Origin of the sequence: Orientia tsutsugamushi str. Boryong, from assembly GCF_000063545.1 — a bacterium.
GTDB classification, from domain to species: domain Bacteria; phylum Pseudomonadota; class Alphaproteobacteria; order Rickettsiales; family Rickettsiaceae; genus Orientia; species Orientia tsutsugamushi_C.
The window spans coordinates 1626670-1643567 of record NC_009488.1; the positions used below are offsets into that span (position 1 = coordinate 1626670).

At 29.7% G+C, this 16898-nt stretch carries 14 protein-coding genes, 1 tRNA gene and 2 pseudogenes; 9 read left to right on the forward strand and 8 right to left on the reverse strand.

The annotated features are described in order from the left end of the window. Positions 1 to 32 precede the first annotated feature (32 nt). Positions 33 to 855 (forward strand): IS5 family transposase gene (locus OTBS_RS12975; RefSeq protein ID WP_157866351.1). Its coding sequence is split into 2 segments (ribosomal slippage): positions 33 to 421 and positions 420 to 855, totalling 825 coding nucleotides; the frame shifts between segments, so codons are not numbered across the junction. 17 nt (positions 856 to 872) lie between these two features. Here OTBS_RS12975 and OTBS_RS18495 read toward each other — a convergent pair. Continuing rightward, entirely contained in the window at positions 873 to 1103 is a 231-nt protein-coding gene (locus tag OTBS_RS18495) for a group II intron maturase-specific domain-containing protein (protein WP_080571804.1), read from the reverse strand. Positions 1104 to 1232: 129 nt separating this feature from the next. After that, entirely contained in the window at positions 1233 to 1445 is a 213-nt protein-coding gene (locus OTBS_RS18500; RefSeq protein ID WP_157866309.1) for a reverse transcriptase N-terminal domain-containing protein, read from the reverse strand. A gap of 85 nt (positions 1446 to 1530) precedes the next feature. Between OTBS_RS18500 and OTBS_RS07720 the strand changes: the two genes are divergently transcribed. Then, a complete protein-coding gene (locus OTBS_RS07720; protein ID WP_011944497.1) occupies positions 1531 to 2703 on the forward strand; it encodes an ankyrin repeat domain-containing protein in 1173 nt (390 codons plus the stop codon). A 487-nt stretch (positions 2704 to 3190) separates the two neighbouring features. Here the strand turns inward: OTBS_RS07720 and OTBS_RS07725 are convergent. The 3 genes and pseudogenes from OTBS_RS07725 to OTBS_RS16960 form a co-directional block, all read right to left on the reverse strand. Continuing rightward, positions 3191 to 4574: pseudogene (locus OTBS_RS07725) on the reverse strand (replicative DNA helicase). Between the two features lie 75 nt (positions 4575 to 4649). Next, positions 4650 to 4898, reverse strand: a complete 249-nt coding sequence (locus tag OTBS_RS16955; protein ID WP_232488979.1) for a DnaA N-terminal domain-containing protein — start codon at positions 4896 to 4898, stop codon at positions 4650 to 4652. A 14-nt stretch (positions 4899 to 4912) separates the two neighbouring features. Further along, the gene (locus tag OTBS_RS16960; protein WP_041621268.1) at positions 4913 to 5314 is read right to left on the reverse strand and encodes a hypothetical protein; all 402 of its coding nucleotides are present in this window, start codon (positions 5312 to 5314) and stop codon (positions 4913 to 4915) included. A 1172-nt stretch (positions 5315 to 6486) separates the two neighbouring features. On the opposite strand from OTBS_RS16960, the gene OTBS_RS07735 reads away from it, so the two are divergent. The 3 genes from OTBS_RS07735 to OTBS_RS07745 all read left to right on the forward strand — a co-directional run bounded on the left by OTBS_RS07735 (position 6487) and on the right by OTBS_RS07745 (position 9880). Continuing rightward, positions 6487 to 8274, forward strand: coding sequence for a hypothetical protein (locus tag OTBS_RS07735; protein ID WP_011944998.1), 1788 nt, complete (start codon positions 6487 to 6489; stop codon positions 8272 to 8274). A gap of 130 nt (positions 8275 to 8404) precedes the next feature. Then, positions 8405 to 9595, forward strand: a complete 1191-nt coding sequence (locus OTBS_RS07740; RefSeq protein WP_011944999.1) for a phage portal protein — start codon at positions 8405 to 8407, stop codon at positions 9593 to 9595. Positions 9596 to 9613: 18 nt separating this feature from the next. Further along, entirely contained in the window at positions 9614 to 9880 is a 267-nt protein-coding gene (locus OTBS_RS07745; RefSeq protein WP_011945000.1) for a hypothetical protein, read from the forward strand. A gap of 426 nt (positions 9881 to 10306) precedes the next feature. On the opposite strand, the pseudogene OTBS_RS07750 reads toward OTBS_RS07745, so the two are convergent. Next, positions 10307 to 10540 (reverse strand): annotated as a pseudogene (locus OTBS_RS07750) (helix-turn-helix domain-containing protein); the annotation flags it as partial. Positions 10541 to 10751: 211 nt separating this feature from the next. Here OTBS_RS07750 and OTBS_RS07755 point away from each other — a divergent pair. Together OTBS_RS07755 and OTBS_RS18000 are read left to right on the forward strand one after the other, a co-directional pair. Further along, positions 10752 to 12299, forward strand: a complete 1548-nt coding sequence (locus tag OTBS_RS07755) for an autotransporter outer membrane beta-barrel domain-containing protein (protein WP_232488980.1) — start codon at positions 10752 to 10754, stop codon at positions 12297 to 12299. A 324-nt stretch (positions 12300 to 12623) separates the two neighbouring features. Continuing rightward, positions 12624 to 12788, forward strand: coding sequence for a hypothetical protein (locus OTBS_RS18000; RefSeq protein ID WP_410517969.1), 165 nt, complete (start codon positions 12624 to 12626; stop codon positions 12786 to 12788). A 546-nt stretch (positions 12789 to 13334) separates the two neighbouring features. Here OTBS_RS18000 and OTBS_RS07760 read toward each other — a convergent pair. Continuing rightward, positions 13335 to 13411, reverse strand: a tRNA-Arg gene (locus OTBS_RS07760). A gap of 625 nt (positions 13412 to 14036) precedes the next feature. Between OTBS_RS07760 and OTBS_RS07765 the strand changes: the two genes are divergently transcribed. Continuing rightward, complete coding sequence (locus OTBS_RS07765) at positions 14037 to 14723, forward strand: ankyrin repeat domain-containing protein (RefSeq protein ID WP_011945003.1); 687 nt, start codon at positions 14037 to 14039, stop codon at positions 14721 to 14723. 478 nt (positions 14724 to 15201) lie between these two features. Further along, a complete protein-coding gene (locus tag OTBS_RS07770; RefSeq protein ID WP_041621326.1) occupies positions 15202 to 16266 on the forward strand; it encodes a hypothetical protein in 1065 nt (354 codons plus the stop codon). 92 nt (positions 16267 to 16358) lie between these two features. Here the strand turns inward: OTBS_RS07770 and OTBS_RS07775 are convergent, their stop codons facing one another. Beyond that, positions 16359 to 16583 (reverse strand): hypothetical protein, encoded by a 225-nt coding sequence (locus OTBS_RS07775; protein WP_011945005.1) that lies wholly within the window; start codon positions 16581 to 16583, stop codon positions 16359 to 16361. Positions 16584 to 16898: the final 315 nt, after the last annotated feature.

A 16898-nucleotide genomic window follows, 5' to 3' on the forward strand; every position in this document is an offset into this window, starting at 1 on the left:
ATGGTGTTATAAAAATCTGATTTGAAGTAATAATGAAATTAGATCAGATTAAAGAGTTAAAGGATGAAAAATTTCGTCGATTAACAGTAGTAAGGAAGGGAACATTCTCAAAGATGGTGGATATTTTGAGGAAAGCTGATGGTGTTAAGAAATCAAAAGGAGGGCGTAAAAATAAGCTCAATTTGGAGGAACAGTTATTGATGGCCTTAGAATACCTTAGAGAATACCGTACTTATTTTCATATAGGTCAGAACTATGGGATTAGTGAAAGTTCAGCATATAAAGCTGTAAAATGGGTAGAAGACACCTTAGTTAAACACCCAAACTTTGCTCTTCCAGGTCGTAAAGCTCTAATGAATAGCGATATGAATTATGAAGTAGTCTTGATTGATGCTACTGAGAGTCCAATAGAAAGACCCAAAAAAACAAAAATTCTATTATTCAGGAAAGAAGAAAAGGCATACACTAAAGACTCAAATAGTGGTAGACAAGAAAACACACCAAGTAATATGTACAGATTTTTCTAACGGTAAAAAACATGACTTTAGATTATTTAAGGAATCCAAAATTCTTATCCATCCTAAGATTAAAGCGATTACTGATATAGGATATCAAGGTATACAAAAAATTCACAATAATTCTGCATTACCAAAGAAAAAAAGCAAGAAAAATCCTTTAACTAAAAATGATAAAAAGAATAATCGTAGGTTAGCAGGAAAAAGAGTTGTCAATGAAAACGTTATTGCTATGCTAAAACGGTTCAAAATTATTGCTGACAAATATCGAAATAGACGTAAAAGATTCGGTCTTAGATTTAATTTGATCTCTTGCATTTATAATTTTGAACTACCTTAACCAGTTTCGAAAGAGGTCTAATATCGAATTTGGTAATCATTATATAATTCCACCTTTTCATATAACTTTCTTCTACACAACCTTTTCCAGCAGAAGCCTTTCAATCCACTTGATTGCATTAGATGAGGTCTTACTATCTTATCAAACCAGTCCATTACATATCTAAACCAACTACTAGAGTTACCAATCCTAAAGTAATTTATCCAGCCTTGTAATATCTGGTTGATAAGATATATTACTCTATCAATTGGTTACAATATAAACTTGCAAAATATTTCTTTTAGTATTTTTAGCAGAGAAGTTTGTGCTCTCGTTCTAGACATTTTTCTGAATTTTAATTTTAGATTGATCAGTTTTCACTAGCCTAAAATTAAAACTCAGAAAGTCAAATGTTTTACTATTAGATATAAATATTGTATTAAGCAATTAACTCCTACAATTCTTTTTTCTGAGGTTTCAGTCACTTTTCTAACTGCAATTACATTACTGTCAAAAGAATTGGCAATTAAATGTTGCAAAGCTTTCACTTTATCATATTTATTTACCTGTATTACCTTTACGATATGCCAAAGTATATAAAATATCTGCAAAAAATAATCAATTTTAGATTGAATTATTACTTATTTAATGTATAATATCTTTGTTAAAGATATTCATATAATTTAGGAACTAATAATGTATAATACTGATTTACATGATGCTGCAAAACAGGGCGATATAAACAAGGTAAAGCACCTCATTTTGGAAGAGAATAGAGATGTTAATTTTCAAGATGAGGATAAAAATACTCCTTTATATTGTGCAGCAAAGGAAGGGCATACGGATGTTGTAAAATTTCTGTTAACTCATGGAGCTGATAGTAGTTTACAATGTCAGTGCACTAATACTGCTTTGCACATAGCTACACAAAACAAGCATGTAGATGTTGTAAAGATTCTGGCAGCTCACGCAGCTCAAACAACTAATGTAGTTCACACAGATAATAATATTGATTTACCAGGTAATATGAATCAAACAGCTCTACATATGGCTGTTCGAAACAAATCCATAGATATTATAAAGATTTTGTTATTTTATGGGTCTGATGGTAATTATCCAGACGCTTTTCGTAATACTGCTTTGCACGTTGCTATGACTCAACATAATTCTGAAATTATAGATCTTTTGTTAACTAATGGATGTAGTCTCAATGTACCAAATACAGCTGGTACTACTCCTTTTAAAAAGATTTGCAATTCTTTTCTAAATCAACCTACAGAGCAAAAGCAAAAAATAATAACATCATGTATTGCTCATCTTGTTATGAGAGAACATTGTAACAAAGAAGAAAGTACAACAACACAGCCAGCATGGTTTAAATACAATAAATATCTTACAGCTGAATCAGAATGGTTTAAATCCAATAAATCTCTTATAGATAAAAACCAATCTCTAAATGAAATTTGGCAGAACTGCCAGAAAGAAATTCAAAAGATGAAAGACACAATTGTTTGCGAAAGCGAAAAAACATCTCTTTTTGATATGTTTATGGAATCGGATCTTGATAAGATAGCAAGGTCCACTAATTATAGACATATTAGGCATAAGTTTAAGAAAGAATTTTGCACGTATTCTCCTTTTATTGAAAAAGCTATCGAGAGTAGAACTTTGATGTTACAAAATGCAGTAGAATCAATAGATGATATATTTGAACCAAATCAAGATGATTCAACATCTTGGCCTCATTTACCACTAGAAATGAAATTTATGGTACTAGAGTACTGCAGTAAGGATGATTTAACAAAACTTCAACATCATGAAGAAGTTGAAATTGCAGGGGGCAATAATGTTATGCATGAAGAATCGTAGCACAAATATCAAAGCTTTCTGTAACGAAAGAAATAGTAATCGCAAACTAAAACATCTTATAGGTATTGCAAAATGTCAGTACAAAATTGCTAAAATACAGAAAATCATATTGCTTGCACTATTAAGGTTTTGAATTGCATAAATAAAATTCAAAACCTTACCTCTACAACATAATACTCTTTTTGCATAATGTTATAAACTTATCTCTTTCTTAAACTCTAATCTATTATAGTTTCAAAAGAAATTTATTATTACTTTCCCATTTTTTTTCTTATAAATTTTTGTAGCTAGATCCTAAGGTTGATATACTTACTTTATCTTTTTGATGCTTCTTGATGACGACTACTTCATTCTTCAGAATATGCTATTACTATCTTCCTTAGATTAAAAATTGTACGTTTCTTTTCTTACTTTCATTGTGCTCTTGCTTACTAAAAATCCTTCAAATTACTTTGTTAGCAGTACTAAATTCACATCTTGGTTTTTATTAACTTTGCAGAGAGTGCTTAACCATATTGGCAAATTTAGAATACTGATTAGTATAGTGTAACTTCACTGTACCAACTGGCCCATTACGGTGTTTAGCAACAATTATTTCAGCAGTATTATGACATCTATCTTGTTTAGCAATCCATTCCGTATATTCTGGCGTTCCAGGAGCTGGCTCTGATCTAGATAAGTAATATTCCTCTCTATATATGAGCATTACAATATCTGCATCCTGTTCAATGGAGCCTGATTCTCTTAGATCTGATAGCAACGGCTTTTTATCAGGCCTTTGTTCAACAGCTCTAGATAATTGTGATAATGCAATTATTGGAATATTGAGCTCTTTAGCAAGAGCTTTTAAGCTCTGAGTAATTTCAGAAATCTCCTGCACTCTATTATACTGACTTCCTCTAGAATCAATTTTTATTAGCTGTAAATAATCAATAAATAATATTGCTAAATTATGAGTGCGTTTAAGTCTACGAGCTCGTGATCTAATTGCTGATATTGAGATTGCAGGAGCATCATCTATAAAAAAATTCCACTTTTGTATTTCATTTTGTACAGTCTTTAACTTATCAACATCTTGTTCACCTATTTTACCGTTAAATAATGCAGAGCTATTAATTTCAGATTCTATAGAAAGAATTCGAGTAGAGATTTGCTGAGATGACATTTCTAAAGAAAAGAAGCCAACTGATGGTACATTATCTTTAGTATTTTTTTTGAGTAAGAAAATATTTACAAGCATTTATTGCTAAGTTAACTCCTAAAGCAGTTTTACCCATTGAGGGCCTGCCAGCTAATATTATTAGGTCAGAATTTTTAAATCCTCCAAGCTTTGAATCAAGGTCAGGTAGTCCACTACTAATACCGTTAATAGAGTTTTTATTTTTAATAGCAGATGAAATTGATGTCCATGATTCTTCAATTGAAGTTTATAATTTTATAAATCCTTGACTTAAAGTTCCTCTTGAAGCTAGATCATATAATTGAGATTCAGCAGTTTCGATCTTACTGATAGCTGTATCTGCTAAAGTAGAAGAATATGCATTCGTTGCTATTTTTTCTGCAATTTCAATTAAATAACGCCGCAGTGCGAGATCATATACTATTTTGCCGTATTCATTAACATTAACTATACTTAATGCTAAAGTTGTAAGTTTAGCTAGATAATCTACTCCACCTATTTCCTCAAATGCGAGTTCATTGCCTAGCATATTTTTGAGCGAAATTACAGTAGCACTAATTCCTTTACTAATAATGAGATTAATTGACTTATATATTTTACCATGTAATGGTTCATAAAAATGTTCCGGCAGTAAAAATTCGTTAATGTTATATAGCGCACGATTGTTAATCAGAATTGCCCCAAGTATCATTTGCTCTGCTTAAATATTATTTGGAGCAATCTTTGCAAGATCTTTTTCCATATCACTCTTTAAATTTTATTAAAATTATTCGAACTTAACTAACTCAAAAGAAAACCCTTGAGCTTTAAAAGCGTACTCAAAATCTTTCAGATAATTCCCTCTGATGTAACTATCTTCAAATTCTGTTTTTGCTTTAATGAATATTTTTTTATTAACATTATCTTCATTTACAACTTTTAATTTACTAAACCATATTTTATCAATAACTTGCTCATATTTGTAATGTTGAAGTATGTATTTTCGTACTTTGTACCAAGTTGAGTTGGAGTCCAATTGTTTACTCAGATTCAAGAGATACTCTTCTTCATTGATTTGTTTCTGTGAAACAGTTTTGAGTTGCTCAAATGGTGTAACTTGTAATTCTTGTCGTATCCATATACATCTTGTACAGCTTGTAATATCTTTGATCTATCACATTCTGTTAGTGTAATATTTTTAAGCAACTTAACAAAAAACTTAGTTCGAACTGCTGGCCCAAAACTACAAGAAGTCAAAATTTGATAAGCCATAGCTGCTTCAAAAGAACCAGCAATTTTATGCTTCAACTGGCTTTCCTTACTAAGATTTGTCCTTGTTTCAATTTGCGCAAGATATTTTTCCTTATTAAATTTTTCTACGTTATCAAGTCCACAGTTGTCACTATTTGCCTGATCAGTAGTTCGTAATTCATTTGCTAACGCTTTTGCCATATAGTTTAGAACTGATGCCTTACCGCCAAAATGATAATTCGAATATTGATCTGCTAGCTTTAATAGTAATTTGTTGATAAAGTATATGTTAAAACCTCTATCAGACTTATGTTGCAGTGTAACTACATCTTCTGGTGTTAGTTGGGTAAAAGTCTTCTAGCCTGTACCTTTTGAACCATTCTTTTTTACCATTCGAAGACTTGAGAATCTTTGTTATTAGTGATTCAATGTCTTTATTGCGATTTTTAGTTGAAGTCCGTATATCATTTTCAAAATCATCAACATTTTGAAAATTTTGTTCTTCATTTTCATTTTTGTTATTCTCTACTAACTCACCTTCAGTAGATCTAGATATTTTAGATTTTTTTTATATATCTATATATGTCCCTGAAAAAAGTTTCAGGTTGACCTGAAATTTCTTTCATGTTGGGACGAAATTTTTTTTCTGGTAAGGCTATATTTTCTTCTTTTCCTTTTTCACTATAGTGCTGAAAATTTTTCAGAATTTTTATGCAAGGAACATTACGTAACTTAACATTGTCTTTAATTATTGTCCTATTTTCAACTTCAATAAAACCTGCATCTCTTAATTCTACTAAGCATTGCCTAACTCTTCTTTGACCAACATTCAGCTTATCTTCATAAAGTAGAAAAAAAATTTTTATGCCAAACTATATATAGTCATTTACAATGAAGTTTGCGTATAAAATATCCTGTTGGTAAATCTTATGATGCTATTGTCGCTTTTTCTATGCTCAAACTTCATTATAAATGACTATACATCTTCATACTGATACTATCTGCCTTAGAAGACCAATGTTACCTATAGACAATCTTATAATTAATTAATAAAGGCTAAATAATGTCAATTAAATTTACTAAAGGCAATAAAAGCAACCTATCTGTAGCATGACTAATGAATTTTCATACTTAAGGCTTCACTATGTAGTAGTGCAATTTTGATCATGATTTGCTTTAAAAGTGATTTTTTATGTTTTTATAAGTTGCTATGTGTTCTGATAGTTACATATGTATTTATTTGTTATATTAATATAGCAAGAGATATGTAGCTTTAATTTTGGGATAGTAGTAAGCTTAAATTAATAGTTTTAGGTTGGTGGTTTCTAAAATCTATTAACATCATGTAACAATAAAAGCAAGGGAGGTCTTATATGGGACAGGTCATTAAAGCAGCAACAAGAATATTTGCAGGAGTGCATAATTTTAGTAAAGCTTTAGCATCTAACAAAAGCACATTGGCAAATAATCATCATTGGTTTAATACACAAAATTATTCTAATTCTTTTTCTACAGTTTCAACAAATAGTCATGTTGTTAATCAAGCTGAGAGTACGTCAATACAAGATTATTCAAAGCACAGTGATTCAAATAAGCAATCTCAACTCTTTAAACTATGTGAGTCAGAAAAGAATGCTCAATCATTAGCAGTTTTAATAAAATTAATGAGCAGCAGCAATGTAAATCATATAGACAATGTGGGTGAAAGTTTTGTTCACAAAATTGGAAAAAATAGTAAGCTAAATTTACTAGACAAGTATTATCTTTTCTGTCAGCTGAAAGCTAAAGGGGCAAATTTTGAGCAAGAAAATAAAGTTGGTAATACAGTTGCTAATGTTTTGCTTGAAAAATATATAGAAACTGGAGATTCTAAAATATTATCATATTTTCTGAATAATACAGAAATTTACAGTCCTAATAAGGCATTCTTGCTTTCTCTTATGCGATATATTCAAGAAGAAGGTAATCCTAAGCAGGACGAAATGAATTTATTTGTAAAAACCATCGAAAATCTACCAAAAAAAAATATTCTGCTGAGTAACGGCGAAGAAATGATGGTTTTAAAACTGTTACTGTCTTATGGATTATCATCATCTTGTACTTTACATAATCAAGATAAAATATTACATGCAGCTAAAAGTATTATAAATTATTATCCACAAGCTTTAGGAAAAGCTGCAGTTGATGAATTTATAAAATATATACAATACAGTGATACTGTTTCATCATCTGTAGCTAAGTTTGGAGTATTAGTTATACAGCATTTATCTAGTGATGAAGCTGGCAGTCAGCGTTTAATATTAGACTCCTTAGCTAAAAAATATTCATATGCAGATAAATCAAAAATATTACAGTCTGCTATAGAAGCATCAGATTCTGAAGCACTAAATATTAAAGATTTATCTAATAAAGGAAATACATTTTTGCATGTTCTTAAAAAATCTAGCCTGCAAGACTATCATAAGCTTATTGGTTGTGCTATGGCTTATGGAGCTGATGTTTTGCAAAATGATAAAGGTAAAACTATCTTACAAAAAATTGACCTAAAGAGTTATGATGATCAGCTTCTGATCCGTGAAATCATATCAAATGGTTGCTTAGATAAGTTATGTATTGCAAGTGATGCCATTGGTAAATCTCTCTTTCAAAAAGCAATTAAATTTATAGCAAAAGGAAAGTTGTTTATATTACCAGAAATTAAGAATGCAATTCTAGAGTTTAATCCAAGTCAGGCTTTATCATCTTTAGCAAAAATGTGTAATAACCGTAAAGTTGACTTAAAGACAGCACTGGAACTTATACAAGATCTTAGCACTAAAACTGATCTAAGTAATTTTGTGATGAATTGTTCGCATAGCACTTTAAAAGAAATATCTAAGTTACCATATTGGCATGCATTAATTAATTCATTAGAACAAAATGATTGTATAGCTTCATTAACGAGCGCAAATGGAAAATTATATCCTGTATTAGAAAGTAAAAAAGAAACTGAATTAAGTAGTGTGTCAGCTTTTGAGCGTAAATTTGCTCCTTCTGTACCGGAAACATTAGATATTGATCAGTATTTCTTACATGAGAAAAATTTAATTGTGAATGATAGCACTTCAGAAAATGTGGATATGTACTTACCAACTGTACAAGCAATTGGTCAGATATCATAATGTGCAATGTAAATCTATTAATGAGAGAGATTGGGTTAAACGATAAATGATATCAAAATAAATTTAGTAAATAACTTCTTAGTCTATTGTTAAACACTGTTATTCTATAATTATTTAAGTAGTGGTAGCAATGATTAAAGGTTATTTACATAAAATTCTTGATAAAGTTAATATTCTTTCTAATAAAAACACCTGCTACAAAAATTTTCAGCCTTTGGACTTACAATATGTCGCTAGTAGCAATTATACTACAGGAGCTACAGTTAGCGCTTATTTTCAAAATGTTATTGTGTATCGGTGTGTTAATTTGATAGCTAACTCTGCAAGTCATGTGCCATGGTATATAAAAAAAAAGAAACAGCTTACATATGAAAGACTTTTACATCATCCTATACTTGATTTACTACAACGCCCAAATTATAGCGTATCTGGTGCAGATTTTTTTTCTGAGTTGATTATTAATAAACTACTTACAGGTAATGCTTTTATATTGGCTACAGGTATAAAGGATATGTTACCTAAAGAACTATATTTACTCAATATTAATGATGTAGAAGTACAAGAACAAGCTGGGCAAGTGATAGGATATCGCTATCCTAGTAATAGTAACAACTTTTATCGAATTAGCAATACACATGATAAGTGTCCGATATTACATATGAAAAATTATAATCCATTGAGTAAGAAGTATGGTATGTCTTGTTTAGATCCAGCCTCTATGCCAATAACTTTATATAATCAGGTTGTGCAATGGAATTATGCTTTATTAAAAAATGGAGCTCGTCCCAGTGGAGCTCTGATATTAAAGGATAGTAATTCTTATTTAAGTGAAGAGCAATTTGAAAGATTAAGAGATCAATTATTACAAAAATATACTAGTTCATCAAATTCTGGTGCACCTCTGTTATTAGAGGGAGGACTTGATTGGAAAGAAATGAGTATTAATCCAAAAGATATGGATTTTATGGAATCTAAGAATTCTGCTGCTAGAGAAATTGCATTAGCATTTGGTGTACCTCCGCAATTATTAGGAATTAATGGTGATAATACATATAGCAATATGCAGGAGGCTAGATTAGCATTATGGGAAGAAACACTGATTCCATTACTTGACCGTATTGCTGATTCGTTAACTATGTGGTTCTCAAAATTATTTAAAGAAAATATTATTATTGATTTTGATAGAGACTGTATATCAGCTTTAACAGAAAAACGAGAAAATTTATGGTCTAAAATTTCTACAGCTAATTTTATGACAATTAATGAGAAGAGACGCATAATATCTCTTCCTCCGATAGATGGAGGAGATAAATTAATATGAGTTTTGTACATAGAGACTATGAATGAGCAATTAATTAAACTATCGCAGCTTAGCATTTACTTAGTTAATATTTTAGACAAGGAGTTGATTAACCTGCAAAATCGTGACTGTAACAATAAAATTGTTGAGCTTAAAACCATAGTTAATATCTTTTCTAAGATAGTAGATACTATTGTACAGCTACAAAAGTTTAATAAGGATAATCAAATAGAGCAATGTGATGAATTAACATCAGAGGATTTAAATATTATCAAGCGCTTTATTGATAGACATAGCAAAACTTAAAGTTGGGAGTATTTTTTAATAGCAAAATATGCATATAAAAAATTTAGGAAAATGTTATAAAAACATGAGATTTTCAAGTAAATACATACATAAAAATGGAATAGCATTATTACTGTTATAAACACAATGTCAACTGCCTTTAAAACTCTTATACCTGGAAAGGTGTATAGTAAACTTGACTATTTTAATTTATTCCAATTGTATTTATATTACTGCTCTTATATTAATTTCTTAGATCTCGTATACTATATTTATACTTTGTGACATACATTTAGCATTTATTAATTATCAAACGAGTATAAACTTTGGTTGTAATTTTAACTCAATGTACTTAAAATATTAGATTAATAAAGTTAAGTTTATAAATTAACCTTATTAACGCTGTTGGTAAAAATATCTTAACTATAATTCAACTTTAACTTATATATCAGCACCATCGTAGAAAAAATCTACATTTTTATTTAAAGCTTTGGCAATTAGCATCAACCTTCCTATAGAAATACGATTAATTCCTTTTTCGTATTTATGTAATTGTTGGTGTGTAACACCTATAGAAGCAGCTAAATTATTGCGTGATAATTTTTGTTCTAACCTTACCATATAAATTCTGTTTCCAATAAAACGATTGGCTCTGTCTATATATTCATGATGTTTAGCCATGATTTTAACTCTATCGAATAGTTAACTTAAATTTATTTTATGATAACATAGCTTAATACTGATTGCAATAATAATTTAGCTTTTTAATTAACATATTATGTGGGTTAACCTAAAATATTTGAATGAATTATAAATGCCAAATAATTAATAATTATACATATAACCTCTGATAGTAATTATGTACCAATCTAATTTATCATTTCAAATATTTATGCATCACTTAGTAAGTGCATTACTGATTTTTTTTATAACAGTATTTACCATATGTGTCGCTAAAAGTATAACTCCAGAAAAGTGTAAATATCCTCAGGCAGAGGATATATATGAAGAAGATGAAGAAGATGAAGAAGATGAAGAAGATGAAGAAGAGATTGCAGATAATGATCTATTAAATGTTGTCAGTAATATGAATTTGGACATATCTGATATGGGAGAAGCAAGAGAAGGATTAAGAAAAGATATAGCAGAAGTATCTAAGTTACTCTGTCTGCTAGAACAAAGCACTGCTTCTTCTAAAAATTTAACAATGAGGTTACAACAGTCTGATATAAGAGAAACTGAGCAAAGTAACTATACAGGATTGCTAATAACAGAAATAGAATCCATAAATAAAGAAAATAATGATCTGCAACAAACAAATAACCAACTAAAAATAAAATTACAGCAACTAGAAGTAAAGCTAGAGCAAGCGCTAGCAAGAAATACTGATTTGCGACAAATTTTACCAGAAACTCGAGCTGAAATGGATAATCTACGGGAACAAAATGAACAACTAAAGATACAGCTACAGCAGCTACAAGTTAAGTTACAAAACTTAATGTCTTTGCAAAACAAAGACAGCAACTCAGTACTAATAAATCGTGCTAAATTAAACTATATCAGTGATGTTAAGTATATTGCTTTAGCTAATATTGTTATTGTTAAAGCTTTAGCTGGGACTTTTACAGATAAATTGTCTAAAAGCAATAGGATAAAAAAACATTGTTATATTACCAGTTCTGGCTCAAATATTGATAAGTACTGGAATGTATGGGTTGAACCTTCCTTTATTAATACTTATCAACAAGAATATGGCAAAATTCAAAAATATAGCGCTATTGTTAATGGTATACTTGTTGGAGTCAATAAATATTTAAACGATAGGATTGCTATCGGTATTATTGCATCATATTTAAAGCTTGATGCAGAGTATGCTAGCAATGTATTAAGGAAAACAAAATGTAGAGTATACTCGCTATATTTAGGTAGTAGATATTATTTTCAGAAAAATCTATTTACACAGGGAATAATAGGGTTTGCTAATTATGATGGCAAAAACAAATACCAGCATATATATAAACAACCTTCTGCTAAGATTGATAATATAAGTTATTATGGCAATCTCATGATAGGGTATCATTTTACAAATCAACGACAGCTAAATTTAGAACCGTCGATTGGTATCAGTTGCATTTATTTTGATATGAAAAGTTATAAGCCATCTAACGATAAAATTCTAGAAAGTATAATTGGTGCTACTATAAAATATCCGATTGTGTATAATATCAGTAATGCTACTGAGATAGTGACTGAGCTTTCTTGGTTCATTAATTATAACATATTAGATAATTATGATTACATGTATAAAACTTATTATCAACTGGGAGCTAAAATAAATATTAACTATGATATGATAAGGTTAGCTGTTTCATATAATGCTTACTTAACAGAAAAACATATTGCTCATGCTGGAACGATACATATAGGAACTAATTTTTAGGTATCGCACTATAGCAATTAATTTTTGACTATTCAGTGTAACTACATAGTGACGCATCACAATATGAAAGAGCTAAACGCCTAGGACTAAGTAAGTCTGATATACAAAAAGCATTAAAGAGATTAAATATTACACATGAAAAAGCTATAGAACATCTGAATGCAAAAAAGAAGAGAGATTAAAATTTCACGGTGAGATAAAAAAATATAAAGACAAAGGAAAAGTTATTGTTTTTTTTACGGATGAGAGCGGTTTTATCACTAGAACTCACGTATATAGTCATTTACAATGAGGTTTGAGCATAGAAAGAAGCGATAAAAATTAATAGAATCTGTTGGTTATAAAGTTATTTTTTTGTTACATTATTCTTCAGATTTAAATCTGATAGAAAAGTTTTGGACTAATATGAAGATGTGGATTAGAAATCAAATTACTCAATTTGCTAAATCTTATGAATCTATTATCGCTTCTTTTTATGCTCGAACCTAATTATAAATGACTATAATGACTTTGCTTATGGAAATTGAAACCATAACACTACCGCTCTGCCATTACTCGCCCCTATCTTTTGGATAAAAAGCTCTACATGCTAGTTGAATTGAGTAATTTTTTTGCCTATGGCAGTTTTAAATATCTGCTTTACTATTAGATTTATATAGTCATTTACAATGAAGTTTGAGCATAGAAAAAGCAACAATAGCATCATAAGATTTACATTTTATACGCAAACTTCATTGTAAATGACTATATATATTTTTAGTGTCATATTGTTTGCATACTTACTTTTCATAGTCTCAAATATATTACTTAATATTAAACTTGGATTGTGAAAAGTAAAAAATGAAATAAGAAAAGCAATTTACGATTTTTTGAAGCGTTCTTTATTATTATGCTTAGCAAAAAGTAACTATCTTATCAATTTAAGCGATATAACTTGAAAAATAATAAAACAAATTAATCAACCTTTCATCACAAATAAAGTACATATAGTTTTACGCCTAAAACAAACTAGTAAGGTGTTTATTGAATATATAATGGCGCGTCCTAGAGGACTCAAACCTCTGACCCACAGATTAGAAATCTATTGCTCTATTCAACTGAGCTAAGGACGCATCAATAATTCTTGAAAAAATATTCTTACAACAACTAATATGTGTAAGATATTATCACAAGCTTATACTTACAGCTACTCATTAAGCTCAAATATACACTCTAACTTATCAAGAAATTATGCAGCATACTAATTAGCTTTATATAGGAGTATAGTTAACACCAATTTTCAATTCTTGATCATACATTAAAATTATATAATAAGCAATAGCTATCAGCATTGTAATCAAATTTTGACATCATTATTACTTCTGCAAAATACATATATAGCTAAACTACTATAAAACAGTTATATTATATACTTTTTAAAAAGCGTGTCTAAGTCACAATGATATTTTATTCTTCTTGCTTTGGCTTGAAACCATTTCTTCAATATAACATAACTGTTTTATACCATTTTTTATATCAAACTCGTGTTTAATTAGGCTATGCAAGAGCCTTAATTCTTAATAAAAGTTAAAGATAGTTATAGATTTGTTTATTTTATTATAGTTAACTATGTTATAGTTATGATTTTTTGTAGCATAGTGTAAATGGTTCAAGAAAAAACCTATAAGCAATGGTCATACATAAAGATTATAAATTACTTTAACTTTATTAGTAAACAAGTTCATTAAGGTAGTAACAATGAAATCAAATAAATGGGCTAGACACATGATGATGCCTCAATTGCATCATGCTGCTGAAAGTTTAAATGTAGACAAAGTGCAAGAGCTTATTAAGAATGGCGCTGATGTTAATGCAAAAGACTTTGCTGGTAATACTTGCATATGCATGCTTGCACAGCGTAAGTCAAAATCACATATTGGTTCAAAAGAACGTGAAACGATTAGTAAAATTATTGATATTCTGCGTGAGAATGGTGCTGACACTACCATAGAAAACAAGGAAGGGCTAAATGCTGTAAATTATTTGTATGTTGGTAAATGTGCTAGAAGAGCAGGCAAAAAAAAATTGCTTTCTGGTAATAAAAATGAGAATAATGAAGAGGAAATTTCTAGCAACAAAGAGGTTAAGCAGATGATGATGCCTCAATTGCATCAAGCTGCTGAATGCTTAGATATAGAAAAAGTGAAAGATCTTATAAGTAGTGGAGCAGATATCAATGCAAAAGATATTACAGGTAGCACTTGCATATGCAGGATGGCAAAACGTTATTCGAACCCATATCTTGACTCAGAAGAACGTAACGCTATTCAAAATATTATGAATATTTTGAAAGAGAATGGTGCTGACTATAACATAACAAACAATAGCGGACAATCTGCTACATCTTTTTTAGATATGAAAAGTGGTAAAAATATATGGCTTTAGCTAAAAGAAAAAATTGATTTCTAAAGTAAAATGAAGAGAAGATTTCTCTCCACATTTCAAATGAAGATAGTAATGGTATTAGCGCTATATAGTGCAAGCATCTAAGTAATAGCTAAATAATAATACAAAGTAATTAATTTAAAAGATTTAGCTCTTTTTTTGAAATAAGACTGTAAGTAATTTGACGACTTAAATACAGTATAAATGATCACGAAAAGTTTATCAAGACTTCAGTATTACATGATGCAGCTTCATATCTGATCTACTATCTTTTTCACTGCATTATTGTGATAAGAACCAAAGAATCCTTATCACACAAGCTAGAATCTTATAAAGAAATAAGTCAAAAATCTTTGCTAGAAATACTATAACAGCTTTACTTAATTTCTTTATACATTCATTTATATATAAATTATGTGTTGATAATTGTAACTGAATGGTATAGCATTTTACATAGACATATTTTTGGAGGGTGTTTATGTTTAAGTGTCAAGATAGTACTATAACTCTAATTAAAGCAGTAACGGAAGCAGTTCATAATATATCTGTTGCATTTAATAATATATATAGCAAAATTATATATAGTGAAGTTGTTACAGCAGATAGTTGTAATACTTCTCATGATAATGATTATGATTGCGCAATTATTGATAGAATTGACAATGTGAATTATGTAGTTAGACCAGGGATACCAAATAATTTTACATCAGTTTTATCACGACTCATGCATTATTTTCAGGAGCCATATAAAATTCATAGGTTTTGTTCTTCATATATAAAATTAGTTTCTGGTAGTATTGATCCTACCATTGATTATAGTAATACTACGCTTTTATATGATGCTACAAACTGCATTAATAGCAATTTTCTTCAACAAAACTTAGATGATCCTGAAGCCTATCTTAGGCTGAACAATAGCTTTTGCTTTGGAAAGCCAGTAGGAATCGTTAGCCATGTTTTTGCTGGTGGCTATAGCTATGTTAAAAAAAATCTAACCGAATTAGAAAGGCAACTATATTCAGGACCTCGAATTATGGCAATGCTGGATTGCGATGATAACACTTTAACTTCCAGGCTTATTGATACTTGTAAGGAATATATAACAATAGCAAAAGGCTGTACTGTAAAAAGTATAATAGATGCCATTAATGAAAAGTTTTATCAAGACAATTTAGTTCAATGTTATAATTATCAAAATTCAACATATACTAAATATACTAAAACAGAAGAAGCAGAAGTAGGGAATAATAGTGGTGATGAAAATACTTCGATGTTGTCATCACTACCTGCAGAATTATATTATTACATAGCATGTGGAATAGGCGCAATAGTAGTTGGTAGTATTTATATTAATCGTTATTATTTAAAAAAAAAACAAACGTGTAATGCAGAAAAACAATCTGTACAATCACAAAGTAATGTGAATAACTATAATGATACAGAACCACAAAATTCCAGTGAAGGGATATATGCAGAGATAACAGAATACGAAGATCTAAAAGTAGTTTCTGCTGGAGCTCAACAAGAGGACTCTACAGCATAACTGCTTTTTTTTAAACATATATTTAAAGTAGAGTGCTGTGCATGTGGAGTTATATAATATTAAGATATCACCTATACCATGAAGAGTTGTGTTTAAAAATAATTACCAATTAATCTACCTTGTGGAGTATCAGTTGTTGTTTTGATAATTTGATAATCCTGCATTGCATCAGATTTAAGCAATGCTTGAATCCAATTATGAGCTGGAAAATTTACTATAATTTTCTTTTGAAAATTATGATCAATATTATCAAATACTCCTTCATCAGCGTCTAGTATCCAATTCCTAGTAGTTCCAGGGCGAACAATACTAGACATTCTCTGTACTGCATCGTGAGGGCTACGTTTATGTGAGTAGACCTAACCAATCGCTCAATTAGGCCCCTCCTCAGAACCGGAGTTGCAGAATTACCGCATCCGGCTCTCAAAAATAAGATAAGCATTATGCCTTATTTGTTGTCTAGAACATTGAGACAATCTTTCCAATTTTAGGAAAATTTACTCTTTTAAGTATCTCGGTTAGTCTTTTCCAATTCATCTTACGTTTTCCTCCCATTTTATTGAACCAGTTATATATTGCACGTGTACTTTGGTTGATAAATGAACTTACTCGTCTTTTATTATCAGATATAC